At 65.7% G+C, this 23,233-nt stretch carries 18 protein-coding genes; 10 read left to right on the top strand and 8 right to left on the bottom strand.

Annotation, left to right across the window (positions count from 1 at the left end):
• Positions 1-8: 8 nt before the first annotated feature.
• Positions 9-524, bottom strand: a complete 516-nt coding sequence (locus ACX17K_RS00585; protein WP_493773247.1) for a PraA/PraB family alkane oxidation protein activator — start codon at positions 522-524, stop codon at positions 9-11.
• A 465-nt stretch (positions 525-989) separates the two neighbouring features.
• Here ACX17K_RS00585 and ACX17K_RS00580 point away from each other — a divergent pair, with 465 nt between their 5' ends.
• Entirely contained in the window at positions 990-1,547 is a 558-nt protein-coding gene (locus ACX17K_RS00580; RefSeq protein ID WP_493773599.1) for an ATP phosphoribosyltransferase regulatory subunit, read from the top strand.
• Between the two features lie 45 nt (positions 1,548-1,592).
• On the opposite strand, the gene tldD is transcribed toward ACX17K_RS00580, so the two are convergent.
• From tldD to ACX17K_RS00565, 3 genes are read right to left on the bottom strand one after another with little or no spacing between them, the layout of a single operon-like run.
• Positions 1,593-3,035, bottom strand: coding sequence for a metalloprotease TldD (gene tldD / locus ACX17K_RS00575; RefSeq protein ID WP_021475371.1), 1,443 nt, complete (start codon positions 3,033-3,035; stop codon positions 1,593-1,595).
• 9 nt (positions 3,036-3,044) lie between these two features.
• Positions 3,045-3,854, bottom strand: a complete 810-nt coding sequence (locus ACX17K_RS00570) for a carbon-nitrogen hydrolase family protein (RefSeq protein WP_493773246.1) — start codon at positions 3,852-3,854, stop codon at positions 3,045-3,047.
• Positions 3,851-7,693, bottom strand: a complete 3,843-nt coding sequence (locus ACX17K_RS00565) for a YhdP family protein (RefSeq protein WP_493773245.1) — start codon at positions 7,691-7,693, stop codon at positions 3,851-3,853. Before ACX17K_RS00565 ends, ACX17K_RS00570 begins: the two co-directional genes overlap by 4 nt.
• A gap of 100 nt (positions 7,694-7,793) precedes the next feature.
• Here ACX17K_RS00565 and glnE point away from each other — a divergent pair, with 100 nt between their 5' ends.
• The 6 genes from glnE to ACX17K_RS00535 all read left to right on the top strand — a co-directional run bounded on the left by glnE (position 7,794) and on the right by ACX17K_RS00535 (position 14,326).
• Positions 7,794-10,478: a bifunctional [glutamate--ammonia ligase]-adenylyl-L-tyrosine phosphorylase/[glutamate--ammonia-ligase] adenylyltransferase gene (glnE, locus tag ACX17K_RS00560; protein ID WP_493773244.1), complete on the top strand. Its 2,685-nt coding sequence runs from the start codon at positions 7,794-7,796 to the stop codon at positions 10,476-10,478.
• A 110-nt stretch (positions 10,479-10,588) separates the two neighbouring features.
• A complete protein-coding gene (locus ACX17K_RS00555) occupies positions 10,589-11,512 on the top strand; it encodes a branched-chain amino acid transaminase (protein WP_046155762.1) in 924 nt (307 codons plus the stop codon).
• 99 nt (positions 11,513-11,611) lie between these two features.
• Positions 11,612-11,812, top strand: a complete 201-nt coding sequence (locus ACX17K_RS00550) for a zinc-finger domain-containing protein (RefSeq protein ID WP_021475366.1) — start codon at positions 11,612-11,614, stop codon at positions 11,810-11,812.
• Positions 11,813-11,934: 122 nt separating this feature from the next.
• Positions 11,935-12,972 carry a lipopolysaccharide heptosyltransferase II gene (gene waaF, locus ACX17K_RS00545; protein WP_493773243.1) on the top strand — a complete coding sequence of 346 codons (1,038 nt, stop codon included), beginning with the start codon at positions 11,935-11,937 and terminating at the stop codon, positions 12,970-12,972.
• A 1-nt stretch (position 12,973) separates the two neighbouring features.
• The gene (locus ACX17K_RS00540; protein WP_493773242.1) at positions 12,974-13,564 is read left to right on the top strand and encodes a TetR/AcrR family transcriptional regulator; all 591 of its coding nucleotides are present in this window, start codon (positions 12,974-12,976) and stop codon (positions 13,562-13,564) included.
• A gap of 72 nt (positions 13,565-13,636) precedes the next feature.
• Positions 13,637-14,326 (top strand): hypothetical protein, encoded by a 690-nt coding sequence (locus tag ACX17K_RS00535; protein ID WP_493773241.1) that lies wholly within the window; start codon positions 13,637-13,639, stop codon positions 14,324-14,326.
• A gap of 118 nt (positions 14,327-14,444) precedes the next feature.
• Here ACX17K_RS00535 and ACX17K_RS00530 read toward each other — a convergent pair whose 3' ends face one another.
• The 4 genes from ACX17K_RS00530 to ACX17K_RS00515 form a co-directional block, all read right to left on the bottom strand.
• Positions 14,445-15,497: a GGDEF domain-containing protein gene (locus tag ACX17K_RS00530; RefSeq protein ID WP_493773240.1), complete on the bottom strand. Its 1,053-nt coding sequence runs from the start codon at positions 15,495-15,497 to the stop codon at positions 14,445-14,447.
• Between the two features lie 272 nt (positions 15,498-15,769).
• The gene (locus ACX17K_RS00525; RefSeq protein WP_347372221.1) at positions 15,770-17,719 is read right to left on the bottom strand and encodes a helicase-related protein; all 1,950 of its coding nucleotides are present in this window, start codon (positions 17,717-17,719) and stop codon (positions 15,770-15,772) included.
• Positions 17,720-17,887: 168 nt separating this feature from the next.
• On the bottom strand, positions 17,888-19,072 hold the full coding sequence (locus ACX17K_RS00520) for an acetyl-CoA C-acyltransferase (protein WP_493773239.1): 1,185 nt from the start codon (positions 19,070-19,072) through the stop codon (positions 17,888-17,890).
• On the bottom strand, positions 19,072-19,479 hold the full coding sequence (locus ACX17K_RS00515; RefSeq protein WP_070978159.1) for a MerR family transcriptional regulator: 408 nt from the start codon (positions 19,477-19,479) through the stop codon (positions 19,072-19,074). The genes ACX17K_RS00520 and ACX17K_RS00515 overlap by 1 nt, the downstream gene beginning before the upstream one ends.
• Positions 19,480-19,614: 135 nt before the next feature.
• Here ACX17K_RS00515 and ACX17K_RS00510 point away from each other — a divergent pair, with 135 nt between their 5' ends.
• The 3 genes from ACX17K_RS00510 to ACX17K_RS00500 are packed head-to-tail and all read left to right on the top strand — an operon-like array spanning position 19,615 to position 23,220.
• Positions 19,615-20,463, top strand: a complete 849-nt coding sequence (locus tag ACX17K_RS00510; RefSeq protein WP_493773238.1) for a 3-hydroxybutyryl-CoA dehydrogenase — start codon at positions 19,615-19,617, stop codon at positions 20,461-20,463.
• 40 nt (positions 20,464-20,503) lie between these two features.
• Complete coding sequence (locus tag ACX17K_RS00505; protein WP_493773237.1) at positions 20,504-22,006, top strand: CoA-acylating methylmalonate-semialdehyde dehydrogenase; 1,503 nt, start codon at positions 20,504-20,506, stop codon at positions 22,004-22,006.
• 53 nt (positions 22,007-22,059) lie between these two features.
• The gene (locus ACX17K_RS00500) at positions 22,060-23,220 is read left to right on the top strand and encodes an acyl-CoA dehydrogenase family protein (RefSeq protein WP_493773236.1); all 1,161 of its coding nucleotides are present in this window, start codon (positions 22,060-22,062) and stop codon (positions 23,218-23,220) included.
• The last annotated feature ends 13 nt before the right edge of the window (positions 23,221-23,233 follow it).

The raw sequence follows: 23,233 nt of genomic DNA, 5'->3' as shown, positions 1-23,233 counted from the left end.
ACCCAGGATCAAGGCGTCACATGCATATAGGGCGTGGTGGTCAACGTGGCCGAGATCGCGCAGCCGCCAGCCAAAGGCGCGGCCGACAGCGAAATCGTGGTCTCGCTGCCGCTGTCGCCTATCTGCCCGCCGACCAGGCTCGGACCGCACTGCCCGCCCAGGATGGGCGTGTTGACGTTGACCATCACTTGGTCGATCGTCAGCTGGTTGAACGAGGTCACCTTGCCCACCCATGGCGCAGCCGCCGTGGCGCTGGCCTTGATCATCCTGCACACTGGAATGCCCTTGAACGCGGCGCTGGTGATCAGGATGTTGCCGGCGCCGTCCACCGTGCCGCTGAACACGGCGGTGCAGTCGACATCCACGCCCGACTTGCTGACCACCGCCGGCCCCACTGCGGAAAACGGGATCGCCGCCCCTCCCGCCCCCGGCGGCGTAATGGTCGCCGCGCCGGCGGTGGAGCACACGCCCAAGGCCAGCGCGCACGCGCCAGCCGCCAGAATCCTGTCATGCATCTTAGTCATCGCGTAATCCAATCTTGTTTTGGTTTAAGACGCGCCCCGCCTCTGCGAAGCGCCGCGGCAGAATAAAATGACAAAGGCATTTCAACCATTGATAAAGATCAGCCGCGCCGCGCCTTCACCCGCGCGCCTGGCTCTAAGGAGGAAAGCGACGGGAGGCTTGACATCCGGGCTGGACAATCGCCATGCTGTAGACATGAAAACCTTCCAGTGCCATCGCCACCACCACGTTCTTACCAAGAGCGCGGTGCCGGTGCGCGCAGGCCTGGGGGGAGACGGAAGCTGATTTCCTCTACCCAATCAGCCCCCGCACAAACCGGCGCCGCAAGGCGCTTTTTTATTTGCCGCGCGCTCCGCGCGAATTCTGAAAGGAAAGCATCATGACCATGGTTCGAGGCACCCGCATCGTCAGCGGCCGCGAGGCCGCCGCTCTTCGCCAACTGGAAAGCCGTTTCCGGAGCTGGCTTCATTGACGCTGGCGCGGAAGAAACCATCCTGCCCGCCTTATGGGGACAGGACACTTTCGTCGCCAAGGCCGGCGGCAGCGAAATACTCGGGCAGATGTGGGCTTTTCCAGACCGCAAAGGCCGCGCCTGCTGCCTGATACCGGAAGCCACCGCGCTGTTTCAGGAAAGAAGCCGGATGTTTTTGAACGGCAGGCGCGAGGCCGGATTTTTCTATGCCGCGCGCTGCTATCGCTACGAGCGGCCGCAAGCCGGCCGCTATCGGGAATTCACCCAGCTGGGCTATGAATATCTTGGGCCTAATCCCGCCGCCGCGTTTGAGCGCAGCCTCACGCTGTGCCGCAGCTTTCTGGACAGCCTGGGTTTGCGCTACGAGCTGGACGGCATGGCCAAACGCGGACTCAGCTACTATCTGGGCGGGGAGGGATTCGAAATGCGCGTGCCGGAACTGGGGGCGCAGAAACAGGTGGTCGGCGGCGGCGCCTATCGGGAAGGCGCCGGCTTCGGCATAGGACTGGAGCGGCTGGCGCTCGCGCTGGAGGCGCAAAACATCCAGCCATGACGGCGTAAAAAAGGCCGGGCGCATGCCCGGCCTTGGCAAGCATGATCAGCCGCCCGTGCCGCCCACGGTCAGGCCGCCGTCTATGCGCAGCGTAGGCTGGCCGACGCCCACCGGCACGCTCTGGCCCTCCTTGCCGCACACGCCCACGCCCTGGTCCAGCGCCAGGTCGTTGCCTATCATCGACACGTAGTTGAGCACTTCCGGACCGCTGCCGATCAGCGTGGCGCCCTTGACCGGGTAGGTCAGCTTGCCGTTCTCGATGCGCCAGGCCTCCGACGCCGAGAACACGAACTTGCCGCTGGTGATGTCCACCTGGCCGCCGCCGAAATTCACCGCGTACAGGCCATCCTTGACCGAGGCGATGATTTCCTGCGGATCGCGCTCGCCGGCCAGCATATAGGTGTTGGTCATCCGCGGCATCGGGATGCTGGCGTACGACTCGCGGCGGCCATTGCCGGTGGGCGCCACCTGCATCAGCCGCGAGTTCATCGCGTCCTGCATATAGCCCTTGAGAATGCCGTCCTCGATCAGCACGGTTCGCTGGGTGGCATTGCCCTCGTCGTCGATGGCCAGCGCGCCGCGGCGGCCGCCCATCACGCCGTCGTCCACCACCGTCACGCCCGGCGCGGCCACGCGTTCGCCCATCTTGCCGGAGAACGCCGAAGTGCCCTTGCGGTTGAAATCGCCCTCCAGGCCGTGGCCGATCGCCTCGTGCAGCAGCACGCCCGGCCAGCCCGGCCCCAGCACCACGGTCATCTGGCCGGCCGGCGCCGGGCGGGAGTCCAGGTTCACCAGCGCCTGCTTGACCGCCTCGCGCACGTAGCGCTCCACCACTGCGTCGTCGAAATAGGCAAGGTCGAAGCGGCCGCCGCCGCCGGCGGCACCCTGCTCGCGCCGGCCGTTCTGTTCGGCGATCACCGACACCGACATCCGCACCAGCGGGCGCACGTCGGCGGCGCGCACGCCGTCATGGCGCGCGACGTAAACCACGTCGTACTCCATCGCCAGGCCGGCCATCACCTGGATCACGCGCGGATCGATCGCCTTGGCCAGCTTTTCCACCTTCTCCAGCAGCGCCACCTTGGCGGCGGCCTCCAGGCTGTGACAGGGATCGATGGACGGATACAGCGACTTCGGCTTGCGCTTTTCCACCGCGCCGGCGCTGCCGTCGCCGCCGGCGTTGCCGATCGCGCGCACCGCCTCGGCCGCGCGGGTGAGCGCGTCCTGGTTGATGGCATCGGAATAGGCGAAGGCCGTCTTGTCCCCGGCGACGGCGCGCACGCCGACGCCCTGGTCGATGCTGAAGCTCCCGGACTTGACGATGCCCTCCTCCAGGTGCCAGCCCTCGTTGCGGGTGTACTGGAAGTAAAGATCGGCGTAGTCGATGGCGTGGTGGCGCATGTGCGCCAGCGTGCGCTCCAACGCGGCCTCGTCCAGTCCGTAGGGTTTGAGCAGCAGTTCATCTGCGGCGGTGAAGGCGTCTTGCATATCGTTCTTTCAGCGTATGGCCCGGTGCGCCAGAGCCGGCAGGCGGCCCCGCACCGAGTGTATCAATTCGGGATCGATCTCGGCGGTGACCACCCCTTCGCCGTCCGGCAGCTCGGCGAGGATGCGCCCCCACGGGTCGATGATCATCGAGTGGCCGTGCGTCCGCCGGCCGTTTTCATGCGTTCCGCCCTGGGCGGAGGCGATCAGGTAACACTGGTTTTCTATCGCCCGGGCCCGCAGCAGCGGCTCCCAGTGCGCCTCGCCGGTGGTGGCTGTGAACGCCGCCGGCAAGATCAACAGGTCGAACGGCGCCAGCATCCGGAACAGCTCCGGGAAGCGCAGGTCGTAGCAGATGCCGAAGGCGATGTCCGCCAGCGGCGTCTCCGCCTTGGTCGGCGTCGCCCCCGGACGTATGGTGTTGGACTCGCAGTAGCTCTCGCCCTGCCCGGTGAAGCCGAACAGGTGAATCTTGTCGTAGCGCGCCGCCACCTCTCCCTGCGGATTGTAGAGCAGGCTGCTGTTGAGCACCTTGCCCTCTTCCTCGCAAAGCAGCGGAACGGTGCCACCCAGCAGCCACAGGCCGTGGCGGCGCGCCATGTCCGACAGCGCCTGCTGGATGGGGCCGTTGCCGAACGCTTCGCGCAGGTCCACCTTGTCGGTTTCCTTGGCGCCCATCAGGCAAAAATACTCCGGCAGCACCGCCAGGCTGGCGCCGCGCGCGGCGGCCTCGGCCAATAATTGGTCGGCGCGCGCCAGATTGGCTTCCAGGCCGCAGCCGGACACCATCTGCACGGCGGCGGCGACGAACTTCTGCTTCATGGTTTCTTCCCCTTGATCTGGACCGGATCGCCGACGTTCACCCGCTTCACCTGGGGATCCTTCAACGAACCGCTCACCTCGTATTCAAGCGACAGTATCTTGCCCACCGGATCCTGCAAAACCTTCTGCGCGGCCAGGGTGGCGATGCCCACCACGGGATTGAGCAAGGCCGCGCCGGCCGCCAGCGCCACGCTCTCGGCCACGTGCGGCACCACCTTCACTTTCAGCGCCTGCGTCTCGCTGGCCAGGTCCACGCTGCCGGCGATATTGACTTCTGCGGACGGGCTCTTCATTTCCACCTTGTCGGAACGGAACACGCCGTCGCGCACGCTGGCCTTCCCCTGCAGAGTATCAAAGGCGAAGCCGTCGCTGAAGACGTCGGTGAAATCCAGCCGTATCCGCCGCGGCAGCGACTGCAAGCTCAGCGCGCCCAGCAGCCGCGCCGCGCCCGGGTCCACCTTGGCGAAGCGGCCGTTCTTGAAGTCGAGTTCCATCTGTCCGGACAGGTGGGCGGCGTCCAGATCGCTCAAGCCGCCCGGCCAGCTCAGTTGCCCCGCCAGCCGGCCCTGGCCGTTGCGGAACACATCGCCCTGGCCAAAGCGGGCCAGCAATTTGCCGGCATTGCTCACATCCAGAGCAAAACGGCTGTCGACGCGCCCCGCGCCCTGCTCGTCCACCTGCATGCTGCCGGTCAGCGTGCCCTCGGGAGAAACCAGCTTCAACGGGTCCATCCGCCACACGCTGCCGTCGCGGCGCGCCATCATGTCCAGCTGGCCGATGCTGCGGTTCTGCAACAGCAGCTCCCCTATGTGCACCTTCATCGCCGGCAACTGCTGCTTCAGCGACGACGGCGCGGCCCCGCTTTCGGCGCGCAGCGGCCAATTCAACGCCAGCCGGCTCAGGTCGGCATGCAGCTGGCCGCCGCCGTCGGCCAGGTAATCCACCTCGCCCACCGCTTCGCGCGAGCGCAATTGCGCGCTCCATTGCCCGCCTTGTCCGCGATGGGACACCCGGGCGCTGACCTGGTGCAAGGTGAAACCGGCGGCGGACAGCTCCGGCGTGTCCACATCCACCGTCAACGGCGCGCCGGACTGCGCGCCGCCCTTGCCGCCCGCTTCCAGCTTGGCGGCCCACGGCAGCCAATCATCCAGATCGATGCGCGGCTGTTGCAGCCTCAGCGCCAGTCCGCTGGCGGGAAACTCCCCGGGCTGGCGCCCTATGCCCAGCGCGCCGGCCTGCAACTCGCCGTCCCCGCCCAGCCGCAAGCGCCCGGCCAGCAAATCAGCCAGCTGGAATTCCAGCCGCATGGCGCCGGCGAAGCGCGCCGGCGCCGGCTTCAGTTGCAGCTGCAATGGCAGCGCCGCCGCCGCCGTCTTGCCGAACGGCTTGGGCGCGTCCAGCGACAATCCCTGCAGGCTGGACGTCAGTTGCAGGCTCTCCAATCCATCGCGGACCACGAACTGCCCGTCGAAACGGGAGCGGCCGCCGGCCAGCGGCGCGAGAGACGGCAGATACTGCTGCAGCACCGCTCGATTGTCGGCGTCGCCGGCAATCTCGAAACGCATGCGCTTGTCGGCGCCGGTATGGGCCGCCAGCCGGAACGGGCCACCGAAAGCCCTCAGCTGCAATCCCTTGCTGTCCACGCCGCGCTCGGTGAAAGTCAGCCGCCCCTGCGCCGCGTCAAGCTCCGGCAGCGGCAAGCCGCCCAGCTTCAGAGAGTTGCGCTGGAAATCCAGATCGCCGCGCACGCGGGTGGAGTCGCTGCCGGCCAAGGGCACGTCCAGTTTCAGTTTCAGCGCCGCCGGACCGCTGGCGCGGATGCGGCCGGTAAAGCCGCCCAGCCAGCCGTCCACCGGACTCTTGGTGGTGAAGGCCAGCATGCGGTCCAGCCGATCCTCCACCTTACCGTCTATCTTCAGCCACGGCACATCCGCGCCCAGCTGGTCTATCTCCGCCGTCACCTCGCGCAGCGGCACGCCCACCGTGGTCGCCCGCTGCGCCAGCACCTGCATGCCCTCATTATGGAAGCGCAGCTTGGCGTCGATATCGTCTATCGCCGGCCAGCCTTGCTGATACAGCAGCCTGGCCTTCTCGATATCCGCTTCGACCAGGAACTCTCCACCCTTGCCGCCGGCGAAGGGAAACTTGTCCAGATCGCCAGACAGCTTCATCTTCAGATTGCGCGCCACGCCATCCTGCAAGCCTTGGCGCAGCCAGCGGGTCGTATGCTCTCCGACGTGATGCGGCAGATAGGCCGCGATCCGGGCCGCCTTGACCTGCTCGATGCTGGCGCTCAGATCCACGCTGCCCGAGCCTTCGCCCGCGTGGCGGTAGCTGCCGCTCAACTCGCCGCTCAGATCCGCGTTGGCGAAAGCCACCTTGTGGAAATCGATGTCCAGCCGGCCTTGCTTCTGCTTCCACTCCACATCGGCGGACAGGCGGTCGAAAGGCAGAATCTGGGCGAATACCGCCGGATAATTGACTTCGGCCTTGCCGGTGTCCAGCGCCAGCCGGCCGCCGGCTTCGCTGAACTCGATGCGCCCGGACACGCCGGACACGCCCGGCAAATCCGCGAACGGTTGCCAGCCCAGCGCCTCGAAACGGGTCTTCACCTTGAAACTGGAAGGCGCTTCCGCCGCGCCCTGCCAGGCCAGCGTCACATCATGCAGCGCGCCGCGCGGCGAGAAGCGAGCGAATAGCGGATTGGCGTCCACGCCCAAGGCGTGGATGAGGGGCGTCAGATGGCCGACATCGACATTGTCCAGCGTCAGCTCACCACCGCCTTTCGCGCCAGGCTGCCATTGCCCCTTGATCGAGGATTTGTCGAAAGCGAGCCCGGTGACGCTGGCAAGGGTCAGGTCGCTGGCGACGATCTTGTAGCTGCCGCCGGACTGCCGGTCCAGCTGCAGCTTGCCCTGCAATTGCGGCAACACCAGTTCGCGCGCGCTGGGCGGCGTGTAGGCGGCATTGCGCACGCTGACGTCGGCCTGCAGGCTGCTGACGCTGCCATCGGAGAACGACATCTCCAGCGTGCCGTCGCCTTCGCCCCGGTGCAGCACACCCAGCTCCCGCATATAGCGCGACCAGACATCGGCGCGGGCGCCGTTGAGCGCCACCTTGACCGAACCCGACCACCGCTCCCAGCCGTTGATATCGTCGCCGCGCCAGCTGGCGCTCAGCTGGAAGCCCTTGCCCAGCGTGGCCGCCGGCACGCCGGACAATTGCAGCCGGTGCCCCAGCAGATGCCGGTCCAGCGTCAGCTGGCCGCGCTGCAGGTCCAGCCGCGGCAGGCCCAGCCTTTCATCCTGCCAGCTCAGCCGGGCGTTCTGAATTTCCAGCGATGGCTGGCGCAGCAGCCAGTTGCCCAGCGCGTTGTCGCTGGACGGGCCGCTGGTGAGATCGAAACCATTCAGATAGATGACGCCGTCGGCGCCCCGCCGCAACTCCACCGACGGGCCGTCCACGCGCATCGCCAGCCTCGGCTCCCAGGTCCACAGCGAGGTCCAGGACGGCTGCACCGTCACCCGGCTCAGCGTGAGCGCCTGGCCGGACACCGGATTGGCGATGGATACGCCGGACAATTCGAACTGGGGAGCCACGTCCTGCCAATGGCCGCTCAAGCGGCCGATGCTGACATGGTGTCCAAGCGCGCCGGACAGGGTCTGCTCCAGCCGGGGCCGGTATTGGTCCAGATTGGGCAACAGCCAGTACGTAAAGGCCGCGAACGCGGCGGACACCAGCGCGCAGGCCGTGAACAGCGACACGGCCAGCACCAGCAGGCTGCGTTTGACGACGCGCAGGACGTGGATATGGGACAACGGCGACGAGGGCTTTTTCAACAATGGCAAACCGTTACAATGGCGTTAGGAAAAACACGGCGCGAAACCGGCCGCAGCCGCCCCCGGCGCGGTGAGCCGCGCCAAGCCGTCCGGAGCTATTATGCCAGCAAACACGAGCGCTGCCATTGCCCGCAGTTGCGAGTTTTCCCAATATTTGCACCGCCTTCTGGCCGCGCGGCCCGAGGAACGGAGCCGACTGGAGCAATGCCTTCATCATCCCTTTGCCATTGAGGATATGCAGGCATTCGCCGACTGGCCAGCGCTGGATGCGCCCGAGGCGCTGGCGCCGGCCCTGCGCCGCCTGCGGCAAGCGGTGATGGCGCGGCTGATCTGCCGCGATCTGGAAGGCCTGGCCTCGCTGGACGAGGTGGTCTCCACCGTCAGCCTGCTGGCCGAATTCGCCGTCCGCCAGGCGCTGGCCTGCGCCGCCGCGTCGCTGCCGCAATACGGCCAGCCCATCGGCGAGGACAGCGGCGAGCCGCAACAGCTGATCGTGGTCGGCATGGGCAAACTGGGCGGCGGCGAGCTCAACGCCAGCTCCGACATCGACCTGATCTTCATCTATCCGGAAGGCGGCGAAACCGACGGCGCCCGCAAGATCAGCAACCACGAGTACTTCACCCAGGTAGGCAAGCGGCTGATCGCGCTACTCAACGACGCCACCGCCGACGGCCAGGTATTCCGCGTCGACATGCGGCTGCGCCCCTACGGCGACTCCGGTCCGCTGGTGATGAGTTTCGCCGCGCTGGAAAACTACCTGCTCTCCCAGGGCCGGGAATGGGAGCGCTACGCCTGGATCAAGGCCAAGGCCATCACCGGCGACGCCGACGGACTGGCGCAGTTGGTCCGCCCCTTCGTCTACCGCAAATACCTGGACTACAACGCCTACGGCGCGATGCGCGAACTGCACGCGCAGATCCGCCGCGAAGTGGCGCGGCGCGACATGGCGGACAACATCAAGCTGGGGCCCGGCGGCATCCGCGAGGCCGAGTTCATCGCCCAGGTGTTCCAGCTGATACGCGGCGGCCGCGACCGCACGCTGCAGCTGCGCGGCACCCGCGCCACGCTGGACAGGCTGGCGGCGCTGCGGCTGCTGGAGCCGGCCGCGGTGGAAGAGCTGCAGGAAGCCTACGCCTTCCTGCGCAATCTGGAGCACCGGCTGCAGTACCTCGACGACCAGCAGACCCAGACCCTGCCGGAGGCTCCGGAAACACGCCAAAAAATCGCCGCCAGCATGGGCCACGCCGACTGGCCCGCCTTCATGGCCGCGCTGGATGAGATCAGGCGCAAGGTCAGCCGCCACTTCGAGCAGGTCTTCATCTTGCCGAGCGAAGACAGCGCCGACCATCCGCTGTCCGAACTGTGGCTGGACGTAGCCGAACAGAATCCCGAAGCCCGGCTGGCCGGCCTCGGCTACGCCGATCCCGCCTCCGCCGCCCGCCAGCTCACCGGACTGGCCCAGAGCCAGCGCTACCTGCAGATGCCGCTGGCCGGCCGCAAGAAGCTGGACGCGCTGATGCCGGCGCTGATCGAGGTGGCCGCGCGCTTTTCCAACGCCGACGACACGCTGTCGCGCATCATCGGCCTGATGGAGGCGATCAGCCGCCGCGCCTCCTATTTGGCGCTGCTGACCGAATACCCGCAGACGCTGCAGCGGCTGGCTTCGCTGTACTCGTCCAGCGCCTGGGTGTCCGCCTACCTCAGCCGCCACCCCATCCTGCTGGACGAACTGCTGGACGCGCGCGTGCTCTACGCCGCGCCTGAGTGGCCGCAGCTCTCCGCCCAGCTGGAGGCGCAACTGGCCCATGCCGACGGCGACGTCGAGGCGAAGATGGACGCGCTGCGCCACTTCCAGCATGCGCAGACCTTCCGGCTGGTGGCCCAGGACCTGGCGGGCATGTGGACGCTGGAGGCGCTGTCGGACGAGTTGTCGCGGCTGGCCGACCTGGTGCTGGATGCCGCCCTGCGCCACGCCTGGCGGGACATCCCCTCGCGCCACTGCGAAACGCCGCGCTTCGCGGTGATAGGCTACGGCAAGCTGGGCGGCAAGGAGCTCGGCTACGCGTCGGACCTGGACATCATCTTCCTCTACGACGACGAACACCCCGACGCCCCCGACCTGTATTCCCGGCTGGCGCGCAAGCTGTCCACGTGGCTGACCAGCGCCACCGCCGCCGGCGTGCTGTACGACATCGATCTCAGACTGCGGCCCAACGGCGCCAGCGGCCTGCTGGTCAGCTCGATCTCCGCCTTCCGCCAATACCAGGAAAACCAGGCCTGGGCGTGGGAGCACCAGGCGCTGACCCGCGCCCGCTTCGTCGCCGGCGACGCCGGCATCGGCGCGCAGTTCGAAGCCGAGCGCCACGCCATCCTCACCCTGGAACGCGATCCGGCCAAGCTGCGCGGCGAGGTGCTGGCGATGCGCCAGCGCATGCTGGATTCGCACCCTGCCCACGACGGCGACGTGAAAAACGCCCGCGGCGGCATCATCGACATCGAATTCATCGTCCAGTACCTGATCCTGGCCCACGCCAAGACCTTGCCCGCCCTCACCGGCAACACCGGCAACATCGCGCTGCTGGCGGTGGCCGCCGACGCCGGACTGATAGACCCGCAACTGGCCGAAGACGCGCGCGCCGCCTACCGGCTGTATCGCCGGCTGCAGCACGCCGCGCGCCTCAACGACAAGAAAACGGTGGATGTCGACGAACCGCTGCGGGTGGCTTATGCGCGGGGCCGGGAGCTCTGGAGACAGGTTTTCGAGCAAGCGCTCGATTTTTCCTGATCCCGGGTTCACAAGTCCGCGGGCCGCGGTATACACTGGTCCATCAACACGGCGCGGGCGCCTTGGGGCGACCCGCCGCCACACCAAGCACAACACAGGAGAAGACTGAGATGTCGATGGCTGATCGCGACGGATATATCTGGTATGACGGCAAACTGGTGGACTGGCGCGACGCCACCACCCACGTGCTGACCCACACCCTGCACTACGGCATGGGCGTGTTCGAAGGCGTGCGCGCCTATGAAACCCCGAAAGGCCCGGCGATCTTCCGTCTGCAGGACCATACCGAACGCCTGTTCCGCTCCGCCAAGATCCTGGGCATGGCCCTGCCGTTCAGCCCGGAACAAATCAGCCAGGCCCATCTGGACGTGGTCAAGGCCAATGATCTGAAGTCCTGCTATTTCCGTCCGATGGCCTTCTATGGCTCCGGCAAGCTGGGCGTGGCGCCGATGAAGAACGACGTGCAGGTGATCGTCGCCGCCTGGCCGTGGGGCGCCTACCTGGGCGAGGAAGGCCTGGAAAAAGGCATCCGCGTGAAGACCAGCTCCTTCACCCGCCACCACGTCAACATCACCATGTGCAAGGCCAAGGCCAACGGCAACTACATGAACTCCATCCTGGCCAACAACGAAGCCACCGCCGACGGCTACGACGAGGCGCTGCTGCTGGACGTTGACGGCTTCGTCGCCGAAGGCTCCGGCGAAAACATCTTCATCGTCCGCAAGGGCAAGCTTTATACTCCGGACCTGACCAGCGCGCTGGAAGGCATCACCCGCGACACCGTGGTGCAGATCGCCAAGGAAATGGGCCTGGAGCTGATCGAGAAGCGCATCACCCGCGACGAAGTCTACAGCGCCGACGAAGCCTTCTTCACCGGCACCGCGGCCGAAGTGACCCCGATCCGCGAACTGGACCGCCGCCCGATCGGCGCCGGCAGCCGCGGCCCGATCACCGCCGAAATCCAGAAGCGCTACTTCAACATCGTCAAGGGCCTGGACGCCGAACACGAACACTGGCTCACATACGTGAAATAAAACGGGTAATATCCGCACTGCGCGCCAGCAGCGACCGGTCACAGCCGGCCTGCTGGCACATGCATTTCGGACACCCGCTTGCCGCAACAAGGAATGACCATGGCAGAACAGAAAGAAAACACCGAACGCTATATCGAAGTCACCCAGCACGACCTGCCGCTGCACTGCCCGATGCCGGACATGAAGGCGTGGAACTCGCATCCGCGCGTCTACCTGCCGGTGCACAAGACCGGCGAAGCCCTCTGTCCGTACTGCGGCACCAAGTACAAGCTGGTCGGCCCCGTCGGCCACCATCACTGAGCCCGCAGCCGGCCTCGATGGCAAAGGGTGTGGCCAGAGCCACACCTTTTTTGCTTGCCGCCGCCAAACCCAAGCCGCGCTGAACCGAGCAGCCGGCTTGGGTTTGGAACCGGAAATACCGCATGAAGAAGAAAATCCTGGTCATCGGCCCCTCCTGGGTCGGTGACAGCGTGATGGCCCAGCCGCTGTACCGCCGCCTGCATCAGCGCCACCCTGGGCTGGAGCTGCACGTGTTCGCGCCGGCCTGGACCTTGCCGCTGCTGGCGCGGATGCCGGAAGTGGCCCAGTCCCACCTCAACCCCTTCGGCCACGGCGCGCTGCGTCTGGTCGAACGCTGGAAGGTGGCCCGCCACCTGGCGCGCGAGCGCTTCGATCAGGTGATCGTGCTGCCCAATTCGCTGAAATCGGCGTTGATTCCGCTGTTCGCCGGCATCCCGCTGCGCACTGGCTTTCTCGGCGAATCGCGCTATGGCCTGCTCAACGACGCCCGCGAGCTGGACGAGCAAGAACTGCCGATGATGGTGGAGCGCTTCTGCGCGCTGGCGGAAGGCCGCAATCAGCCGCTGCCGCGCCCCATTCCCAATCCGCAGCTGATCGCCACCCCATCCGTCCAACGCCAGGCCGCGGCCAAGCTGGGCCTGGATGTTTCGCGGCCCATCGCCGCCTTCTGCCCCGGCGCGGAATACGGTCCGGCCAAGCGCTGGCCCGCCCGCCACTTCGCCGAGCTGGCCAAGCGCTTCCAGGGCGCCGGCTACGCGGTGTGGCTGTTCGGCTCAGCCAAGGACAAGCAGATCGGCGACGACATCGCGCGGCTGGCCGGCGGCGCCGCCGTCAACCTGTGCGGAGCCACCGGCCTTGACGAAGCGATAGATCTGATGGGACTGGCCAAGCTGGCCGTGTGCAACGACTCCGGGCTGATGCATGTGGCCGCCGCGATGGACAAGCCGCTGGTGGCGCTGTATGGCTCCTCCAGCCCCGACTTCACGCCGCCGCTGTCTCAGCGCGCGGAGATCGTGTCGCTGAATCTGGACTGCAGCCCCTGTTTCGAGCGCAGCTGCCCGTACGGCCACACCGACTGCCTGGAAAAAATGCAGCCGGAACTGGTGTGGCAGGCTGCGCAGCGGCTGCTCCCCTCCCTCGTCCCCCTCGCACAGGACTGACATGAGCGCCGTGGAATCCACCCGCCCTCCCGAAGAAAACAGCCGGCGCATGGAGCTGATCCGCGCCGCAGCCATCCTGTTCCGCGATCAGGGCTACGAACGCACGACGGTGCGCGACCTGGGCAGCGCCGTCGGCATGCAGTCCGGCAGCCTGTTCTACCATTTCCGCACCAAGGAGGAGATCCTGGTGGCGGTGATGGCGCTGGGCATCACCAGCACCACCGAGCAACTGGCCACCGCCCTCGCCGCCGCAACCGACACGCGCGAGAAGCTGGCCGCCCTGTTCCGCGTGCATCTCCATTCGCTGCTGGGCGACAACCAGGCGGCGCTGGAGGTCATGCTGTACGAATGGCGCAGCGTCTCGGAGTCGGCCAAGCCCGGCCTGGTGGTGTTGCGCGACCGCTACGAAACGCTATGGCAGCAGGTGCTGGACGAGGCCGCTGACGCCGGCATGGTCAAACAAGACACCCGGCTGCTGCGCCGCACGCTGCTGGGCAGCCTGCATTGGACCGTGCAATGGTATCGGCGCGACGGCGAGCTCGATGTGGATGCCCTGGCCCAGCGGATGTTGCAACTGGTACTGTTCGACTAGACAGGAAAAAACCTTATCAAAATAAGAAAAATGTTCTAATATCAGCGATATAGGAACATTGGGACCCTAGCCATGGCAAATATCGCGAGCGTAGGCTACCCCGCCGCGCAAACGCTCTATGCCGGGCAAAACACCCGGCAAGTGCAGACCTCGCTGGACAACGGCCAAACCGCCGTTCAACAAGCCACCAGCGAACCGCAAACCCAGACCGCTGTCCGGCAAAACCCGGATTCGGCCCGGGTGGAGCAACAGCTGCAGCAGCAACTGACCAGCGGCCAGGCGCAGCAGGCTGCCCAACAGGCTGCCGCCGCCCAGCAAGCCACCGCGACCCAGCAAACCGCCGCGGCATCCACCGCAGCCGCGCCCGTGAGCAGCGCCACGCTGGCCACCGCGCCGCAGCCGGCAGCGGCCGCAGCGGCCGCGCCGGCCGTAAACGGCAATCCTCCTCCCGCTGCAGCCAACAACGCTGCGGCCGGCGCCGGCAACAACGCCGCCGCCAATAACAATGTCACCACCCAGGCCCCGGCGGCTACGCAGAATACGGCGCAGGCATCTGCGACGCAGCAGCAGCAAACCGCCCAGACGCCCCCGGCGCCGACGCCAGCCCAAACCGCGACCGAGCCCGCGGCTCAAGCCACCCAGCCGGTCGAGCAGGCCCAACGGCGCAACAGCAGCGGCCAATTGGCGGTATCGCAATACCAGACCAACCAGTCCTTGCTGCAGCCCAGCGTATCCAGCACCAATATCTCCACCACGGCCTGATCCGCCGCGCAGGACAAAGACAAAACCCCGCGTTTGCGGGGTTTTGTCTTTTCGGCATCCGTCCGTCAAAACGGACCAGCGCCGGCCATCTCCGACAATGCGAGGCGCTCATCCGGCTTCAACGCATTCTCTCGACATTGAAAATCTCTACCCGTCCACGCCCTGCCCGCTTGGCGCTCAGCAAAGCCTCATCCGCCTGTCTGATCAGCGCGTCCCCGGTAAACGCATGGCCGACAAAGCCGACTGAGGCCGCGCCGATGCTGGCCGATAACGTCAAATCAGCTTGATCCGTAGCCAATGGAGACTGCAGCACGACATCCAGAATGGACTGCGCCCTTTCCTGGGCATCTGCCAAACTCAAGCCCGGCAATATCACCATGAACTCGTCACCGCCATACCTGACGACCGAGTCGTATGGCCTGAGGCCAGCTCGAATGCGCTTGGCGAACTCGATCAAGGCCAGGTCGCCGCAGGGATGGCCGAATTTATCGTTTATCTGCTTGAAATAATCCAAATCCACCATCAGCAGCGACAAGTTGCTCGCCTCCCGCTCCGCGCGAGCGATCTCTCGCCGCAGGATCTCCATGCCGGCTTCCCGGTTCCAGACATTCAACATCGCATCCAGCATGGATTTCCGGCGCACCTGATCCAGCTCCGTGATGACCTCAAGCTGCGAGCCGCTCAGTTGGCGATTGTGGAATGCCAGCTCCACCAGGCAGCCCAGGTCATGCAACATCGCTTGGTCCTCTTCCGAGAATGCTCTTGGATGATGGTCCACCAGGCAAAGGGTGCCCACGCGATAGCCTTCGGCATTCTTGAGCGAGCGGCCGGCATAAAAAATGACCGGCGGGCTCCCGGTGACAACCGGATTATCGGAAAACCGCTCATCCTTTCGCGCGTCCGGAATAATCAGCTGCCGGTCGCTCAGGATCGCATGCGAGCAAAACGAAGTATTGCGATCCGTTTCCCGCACAGGCATGCCGATGCAGGATTTGAACCACTGGCTATTCTCGTCCAGCAGGGAAATCAACGCGATGGGCGTATTGAATATCCGCCTGGCGATCCGCACGATGCGATCGAAAACCTCCTCGTCCGGAGTGGAAAGCAATTGCATGCGGCGCAATGAGGCCACGCGCTCATTCTCATCGGCAGGCAACGGGGCGATCTGCATAGCCATCTCCTTGCAATCAAATTCCTGCGGCAGCCTGCCCCGGCATCTCGCAGAACCGCTTAGGATCAAATGACATAACCTGAAACCTGCCATGCTCCAAACCCGCCGAGGGAGGCCTCCCGGCTCGCCATGGACTCGGGGAAACAGAATCAAATCGGCATTCTATTGCCTGGAGATCAGCCCGCCACCTGCGCTATCGGCTAGATAGGCTGCGCCTTGCCTCAAACAAGCAAACCGGCATCGAATGGATGCCGGCTGCCAAGTGCTTCCATTCAGCGCTGGCGCCCCGCCCCGGATTTACGCCTCATCGGTTCGCGCCCTCCCCGGCTCTTTCTCTTTTGCGCGTTCTGAGCCTGCAGCAGCGCATCGATGCGCTCGGATGTGCTCTGCATCAGCAGCTGCGCCATTTCGCCGTCCGGGAAGGTGTCCGGCATGCGGTAGCCCAGCCAGGCATAAGCAGCGTACAACTTGCAGCTGTCTTCCAGGTATTGCAGCTCGTTGCGGCCGCCGGTTCCCATCATCCGCAACAGCGGCGCGGTCTTGCTTCGCGCGCGCTGCTCGGCCCAGTCATGCAGCGCGTTGTCCAGCATCGGAATCTTGGTCGATACCGGGCACAGGCTGAAAGTGAAGCGGTCCGCCAGGCTCAGAGGCAGGCTATCCAGCCATTCCGCCTTCTCCATCTGGTCGGACAAATTAGCCGGCAGGAAGAATTCATCGTGCACATTGATGTGTTTGGCGAACAAGCCCAGCAGGGGCTTGAGCTTGGCCTCTCCGGTCGCCTGGGAAATGGCTTGCAGATACTTGAGGCTGGGCGCGACGAAGAAGCCATTGTTGGGCAACGGCTCCGCTTTCTGGCGCAGCAGCGCTCCTATGGTCTTGTGGGTCAGGCCGTCGAAACCAGCGACGTAACCGGTTTCATGCTTACCGAATCGGCCGGCGCGGCCGGCGATCTGCTTGGCCAGCGGCGCGGCGACGATGCCTTCCGCGTAGCCGTCCCACTTGCTGGCGGTTGTGAAGATGATGCGCCGGGCCGGGGTGTTCAAACCCATGCCGATGGCGTCGGTGGCCACCACCACCTGGGTTTCGCCGGCGACGAAGCGCTCGGCCTGCGCCTGCCGCACCTCGGGCGACAGGTTGCCGTAGATAGCCGACACGGTCAGCCCTTGCTCGATCACCTTGTCGCGCCAGTTCAGCACCTCGCGCCGGGAGAAGGCGATCAACACATCCCCCGGCTGCAAATTCTTCAGCGACAGCAGCGGCGCCTTGTCCATCTGCAGCGCGGTCTTGCGCTCCAACGTCCGCACTTCCAGCGTGCCGCCCACGCGCGCAACCAGCGATTCAATCGCCTCGCGCGACTCCGGCGCGCCGACCAGATAAATGGTCTGCGCCGGCACGCCGCACACCGCCGCGGTCCAGGCCGCGCCGCGGTCCGGGTCGTCCAGCAGCTGGATCTCGTCGATCACCGCCACTTCCACCTGCCGCTCCGGGTTCAACATCTCCACCGTGCTGGCGACGTGGGTGGCCTCGGGGTGCAGCTTGCGCTGCTCGCCGGTGATCAGGCTGACGGCGACGCCGGCCTGCTGCAGACGGGTGTAGTTCTCCAGCGCCAGCAGACGCAAGGGCGCGAGATAAACGCCGCTCTTGGCTTTCTGCAGATGCTCCATCGCCGCGTGGGTCTTGCCGGAGTTGGTCGGCCCCAATACCGCGATGAAGTGGCGCTGCATCGCGTAGGCGGTGGCGAACGATTCCGGATAGCGCGACAGGTTGACCGCGTCGCGGGTCTTGGCGGCGGCCTTGTCGGCGCTCTGCCGGCTCCGGGCGGCGGCCACCCGGTCCAGCGCGATATTGCAGCGCACCTTGGCGCGCTCGTACTTGGCCATGAAGGCGCTGAGCGCGCGCAGCGGATCTATGCCATCCACCGCGAACACTTCGCGCGCGCAGGCGGCGAGCTGGCCTTCCAGCTTCAGCCGCGCGGCGTCGTTCCAGCGCTCCCGCACCAGCGCCAGTTTCGCCGCTCCGTCCAGCTTGCGCCATTTGCCGCTCTTGCCGAGAAAGCCCTCGTCCGGCACCAGGTGATACGGGACGCGATGGCCATCCAGATCCAGTTCGCCATGCACCGATACCGCATGGCTGCCCTCGGTGGTGACGATGGTGGCGTTATGCTCGGCCAGGTAATCGTCCAGCTGGATCTCGGGCGGCAATGCTTCAAGGGTATCGTTCATGGCGGCTTTCGTTACGGTGCTAAAGGCGGGCGATGATAAAGCAGCCGGCGGCGACGCGCCAGCATGGCACGACTCTATCAAAATCCGCCATCGCCGACGACAAGGCAAGTTCCAAAACAAACGGGCCGCGGGGATGCCCGGCGGCCCGTCGGTCAGCGCGGCAGTCGCTTAGATCAGCTCGACCGCCAGCGCCGTGGCCTCGCCGCCGCCGATGCACAGACTGGCCACGCCGCGCTTGCCGCCACGCTGTTTCAGGGCGGACAGCAGCGAGATCACGATGCGGGCGCCGGACGCGCCGATCGGGTGGCCCAGCGCGCAGGCGCCGCCGTGCACGTTCACCTTTTCATGCGGCAACTTCAGGTCATGCATCGCCGCCATCGTCACCACCGCGAAGGCTTCGTTGATCTCGTACAAATCCACCTCGCCGGCCTTCCAGCCGGTCTTGGACAGCAGCTTCTCGATGGCGTGCACCGGAGCGGTGGTGAACCAGCCCGGCTCGTGGGCGTGGCTGCTGTGGCCGACGATGCGGGCGATAGGCTGCAAACCGCGCTTGGCCGCCTCGGCCGCCGTCATCAGCACCAGCGCCGCGCCGCCGTCAGAGATGGAACTGGAGTTGGCCGGAGTCACGGTGCCGTCCTTCTTGAATGCCGGCTTCAGCGTCGGAATCTTGTCCAGATTGGCCTTCAGCGGCTGCTCGTCGGTATCCACCACGGTGTCGCCGCCGCGGCCCGGGACCGTGACAGCTGCAATCTCGTTCTTGAACAGGCCGCCGTTGATCGCCTGCTGCGCGCGGGTCAGCGAGGCGATGGCGAATTCATCCTGGTCCTGCCGGCTGAAGCCGTATTTCTCGGCGCACTGCTCGGCGAACACGCCCATCAGCGTGCCCTTCTGGTACGCGTCTTCCAGGCCGTCCAGGAACATATGGTCCTTGATTTCGCCATGGCCCAGACGCAAGCCGCCGCGGGCCTTGGGCATCAGATAGGGCGCGTTGCTCATGCTTTCCATGCCGCCGGCCACCACCACGCCGCCGTTGCCGGCCAGCAATTGGTCGTGGGCCATCATCACGGCCTTCATGCCGGAGCCGCACATCTTGTTGATGGTGGTGCACGGCGTGGCCTGCGGCAGGCCGCCGCCCAGCGCCGCCTGGCGCGCCGGCGCCTGGCCCTGGCCGGCCGGCAGCACGCAGCCCATGATCACTTCGTCCACGTCGCCGGCGGCGACCCCGGCGCGCTCCACCGCGGCGCGGATCGCGGCGGCGCCCAGCTGGCTGGCGGTCAAACCGGACAGCGCGCCCTGGAAGCCGCCCATGGCGGTGCGCGCCATGCCCACGATCACGATTTCCTGTTGTTGCATCACAGCTCCTTTGCTTGGTTGTGGCCGTTGGCGCGCTTGCCCAGCGCCTTTTCGCACTGGCCGCGCAACTGGCCGATTTCGGTCAGCACCACCTTGATGTCTTCCATCTGCGTAAGGAGTTGCAGCTCCTTGCGCTCCAGAATGCGGATGAATTCCTGCAGCTGCGGCGCGTCGTCGTGCGCCGCGTCGTACAGCGCGAACAGCTCGCGTATCTCCTGCAAGGACAAGCCTATGCGCTTGCCGCGCAGGATCAGCATCAGCCGCACGCGGTCGCGCCGGTTGTAAATGCGGCGCTGCCCCGCCCGCTCCGGCTCCAGCAGGCCCTGGTCCTCGTAGAAGCGGATGGCGCGGGTGGTGATGTCGAACTCCTGCGCGAGTTCGGTGATGTTGAAAATCTGTTCGCCCATGCGTCTGTCCCTTTATCTTCCCGCTGCGGCCACGCGCGCCACAGTCAGGTGCTTTTGTGTTCATTGTCTGTTGACGTTGACGTAAACGTCAAGTTATCGTGATCAAAAGTAGAGCAAACAGTCCAGGAGAAACAGATGAGCCAGAAAATCGGCGTGGTGGGCGCGGGCACGATGGGCAACGGCATCGCCCAGGTCTTCGCGATGAAGGGATTCGACGTGGTATTGGCCGACGTCAGCGACGCGGCGCTGGTCAAGGGCGTGGCCAACATCAACATCAGCCTGCAGCGGATGGCCAAGAAGGAGCTGATCGCCGAGGCCAACATCCCCGGCATCGTCGCCCACATCCGCGCCACCACCAAACTGGCCGATCTGGCCGGCTGCGACGTGGTGGTGGAAGCCGCCACCGAAAATGCCGAGATCAAGGAGCGGATCTTCCGCGAACTGGACGCCGCCGTCGGCGAGAAATGCGTGCTGGCCTCCAACACCTCGTCCATTTCCCTCACCCGCATCGCCAGCTGGGTCAGCCATCCGGAACGGGTGGTGGGCATGCACTTCATGAACCCGGTGCCGCTGATGGAGCTGGTGGAGATCATCCGCGCGCTGCAGACCGGCGACGAAGCCTACAACACCGTATTCCATCTATCCCAGGCGCTGGGCAAGACCCCGGTGACGGTGAAGGACGGCGCCGGTTTCGTCTCCAACCGCGTGCTGATGCCGATGATCAACGAAGCCGCCTTCGCGCTGTACGAAAACCTGGCCACTGCCGAGGACATCGACACCGTGATGAAGCTGGGCATGAACCACCCGATCGGCCCGCTGGCCCTGGCCGACCTGATCGGCCTGGACACCTGCCTGTCCATCATGGACATCCTTCACCGCGAGTTCCGCGACAGCAAATACCGCGCCTGCCCGCTGCTGGTCCAGCTGGTGCAGGCCGGACACCTGGGCCGCAAGAGCGGCAAGGGTTTCTACAGCTACAACTGAGCAGCGCCATCAGCCCGAACAATATAGAGGAGGCAGTGCCATGAGCCAGTCGGTACCCAACATCAAGCTGTTGATAGGCGGCGAATTCGTCGAGTCCAAAACCACGGAATGGCGCGACATCGTCAATCCGGCCACCCAGGAAGTGCTGGCGCGCGTGCCGCTGGCCACCGCCGACGAGGTGAACACCGCCGTCGCCGCCGCCAAGGAAGCGTTCAAGACCTGGAAGAAGACGCCGATCGGCGCCCGCGCGCGCATCTTCCTGAAATACCAGCAGCTGATCCGCGACAATATGAAGGAATTGGCCGCCATTCTCACCGCCGAACAGGGCAAGACCCTGGCCGACGCCGAGGGCGACATCTTCCGCGGCCTGGAAGTGGTGGAGCACGCCGCCAATATCGGCACGCTGCAGATGGGCGAATACGCCGAGAACGTCGCCGGCGGCGTGGACACCTACACCGTGCAGCAACCGCTGGGCGTGTGCGCCGGCATCACCCCGTTCAACTTCCCGGCCATGATCCCGCTGTGGATGTTCCCGATGGCCATCGCCACTGGCAACACCTTCGTGCTCAAGCCGTCCGAGCAGGACCCGATGGTGACGATGCGCCTGGTCGAGCTGGCGCTGGAAGCCGGCATTCCCAAAGGCGTGCTCAACGTGGTGCACGGCGCGGCATCGGTCGTCGACGCCATCTGCGACCACCCCGACATCAAGGCGGTGTCCTTCGTCGGCTCCACCAAGGTCGGTACCCACGTCTACCAGCGCGCCACCCTGTCCGGCAAGCGCGCCCAGTGCATGATGGGCGCCAAGAACCACGCCATCGTACTGGCCGACGCCAACAAGGAACAAGCGCTGAACCAACTGACCGGCGCGGCCTTCGGCGCCGCCGGCCAGCGCTGCATGGCGCTCAGCGTGGCGGTGCTGGTGGGCGAGGCGCAGCAATGGATTCCGGATCTGGTGGCCAAGGCCAAGGGGCTGAAAGTAGGCCCCGGCAAGGACAATCCGGACCTCGGCCCGGTGATCTCCTGCGCCGCGCTGGACCGCGTCAAGAGCCTGATCGCCCGCGGCGTCGAGGAAGGCGCCAAGCTGGAGCTGGACGGCCGCGGCGTGAAAGTCGCCGGTTTCGACAATGGCAACTTCGTCGGCCCCACCATCTTCTCCGGCGTCAAACCCGAGATGGCGATCTACCACCAGGAAGTCTTCGGCCCGGTGCTGTGCCTGATGGCCGCCGACACGCTGGACGAAGCCATCGCCATCATCAACGCCAACCCCAACGGCAACGGCACCGCGGTGTTCACCCAGAGCGGCGCGGCGGCGCGCAAGTTCCAGGAAGAGATCGACGTCGGCCAGGTGGGCATCAACGTGCCAATCCCGGTGCCGGTGCCGCTGTTCAGCTTCACCGGCAGCCGCGCGTCCAAACTGGGCGACCTGGGCCCTTACGGCAAGCAGGTGGTGGCTTTCTACACCCAGACCAAGACCGTCACCAGCCGCTGGTTCGACGACGAGGCCAGCAGCGGCAAGGTGCACACCACCATCTCGCTGCGTTGACTTTCCGCAGGGCGGACACGCATGTCCGCCCTGCTACCGATTGGGAATGGAATATGAATTTCGAACTGAACGAAGACCAGATCGCTTTCCAGCAGAGCGCGCGCGATTTCGCCGAGCGCGAGCTGGCCCCGCACGCCGCTGAATGGGACGCCGAATCCATCTTCCCGCTGGACGTGATCCGCAAGAGCGGCGACATGGGCTTTCTCGGCCTGTACACGCCGGAAGCCTATGGCGGCCTGGGCCTGTCGCGGCTGGACTCCGCCATCGTGTTCGAGGAGCTGGCCGCCGGCTGCACCTCCACCGCCGCCTACCTGACCATCCACAATATGGTCAGCTGGATGATCGCCAGCTTCGGCGGCAAGCAGCTTGCCGAGCAGTGGGTGCCGAAAATGGTGACCGGCGAAGTCTTGGGCAGCTACTGTCTGACCGAGCCGGGCGCCGGCTCCGACGCCGCCTCGCTGAAGACCCGCGCCGAGAAAAAAGGCGAAGTCTATGTGCTGAACGGCGGCAAGATGTTCATCTCCGGCGCCGGCAGCACCCAGGTGCTGGTGGTGATGGCCCGCACTGGCGGCCCCGGTCCCAAAGGCATCTCCGCCTTCGTGGTGCCGGCCGACGCCCCCGGCGTCAGCTATGGCAAAAAGGAAAAGAAGATGGGCTGGAACAGCCAGCCCACCCGCGCCATCACCTTCGACAATGTCGAAATCCCGGTGGAGAATCGTCTGGGCGAGGAAGGCCAGGGTTTCGCCTTCGCGATGAAGGGGCTGGATGGCGGCCGCATCAATATCGCCACCTGCGCCGTCGGCACCGCCCAGGCCGCGCTCAACGCCGCGCAGCGCTACGTGCAGGAACGCCAGCAATTCGGCCATCCGCTGGCCGAACTGCAAACCGTGCAATTCCGCCTGGCCGACATGGTGACCGAGCTAGTGGCTGCGCGCCAGATGGTGCGTCTGGCCGCCTGGAAGCTGGACAACGCCAGCGCCGACGCCTCCGCTTATTGCGCGATGGCAAAGCGCCTGGCCACCGATCTGAGTTTCAATATCGCCAACAACGCGCTGCAGTTGTTCGGCGGCTACGGCTATCTGCAGGATTTCCCGCTGGAGCGCCACGTGCGCGACCTGCGCGTGCACCAGATTCTGGAAGGCACCAACGAAGTGATGCGGATGATCGTGGCCCGCAAGCTGCTGCAGGACGGCGCGCTGGAAACGTTGCGCTGAGCAAGGCCGGCAA

This window comes from Chromobacterium sp. INPA-IVC, from assembly GCF_059047085.1.
Note: the sequence above shows the minus strand (reverse complement) of the source record. Positions and strands in the feature narration are given on the sequence as shown.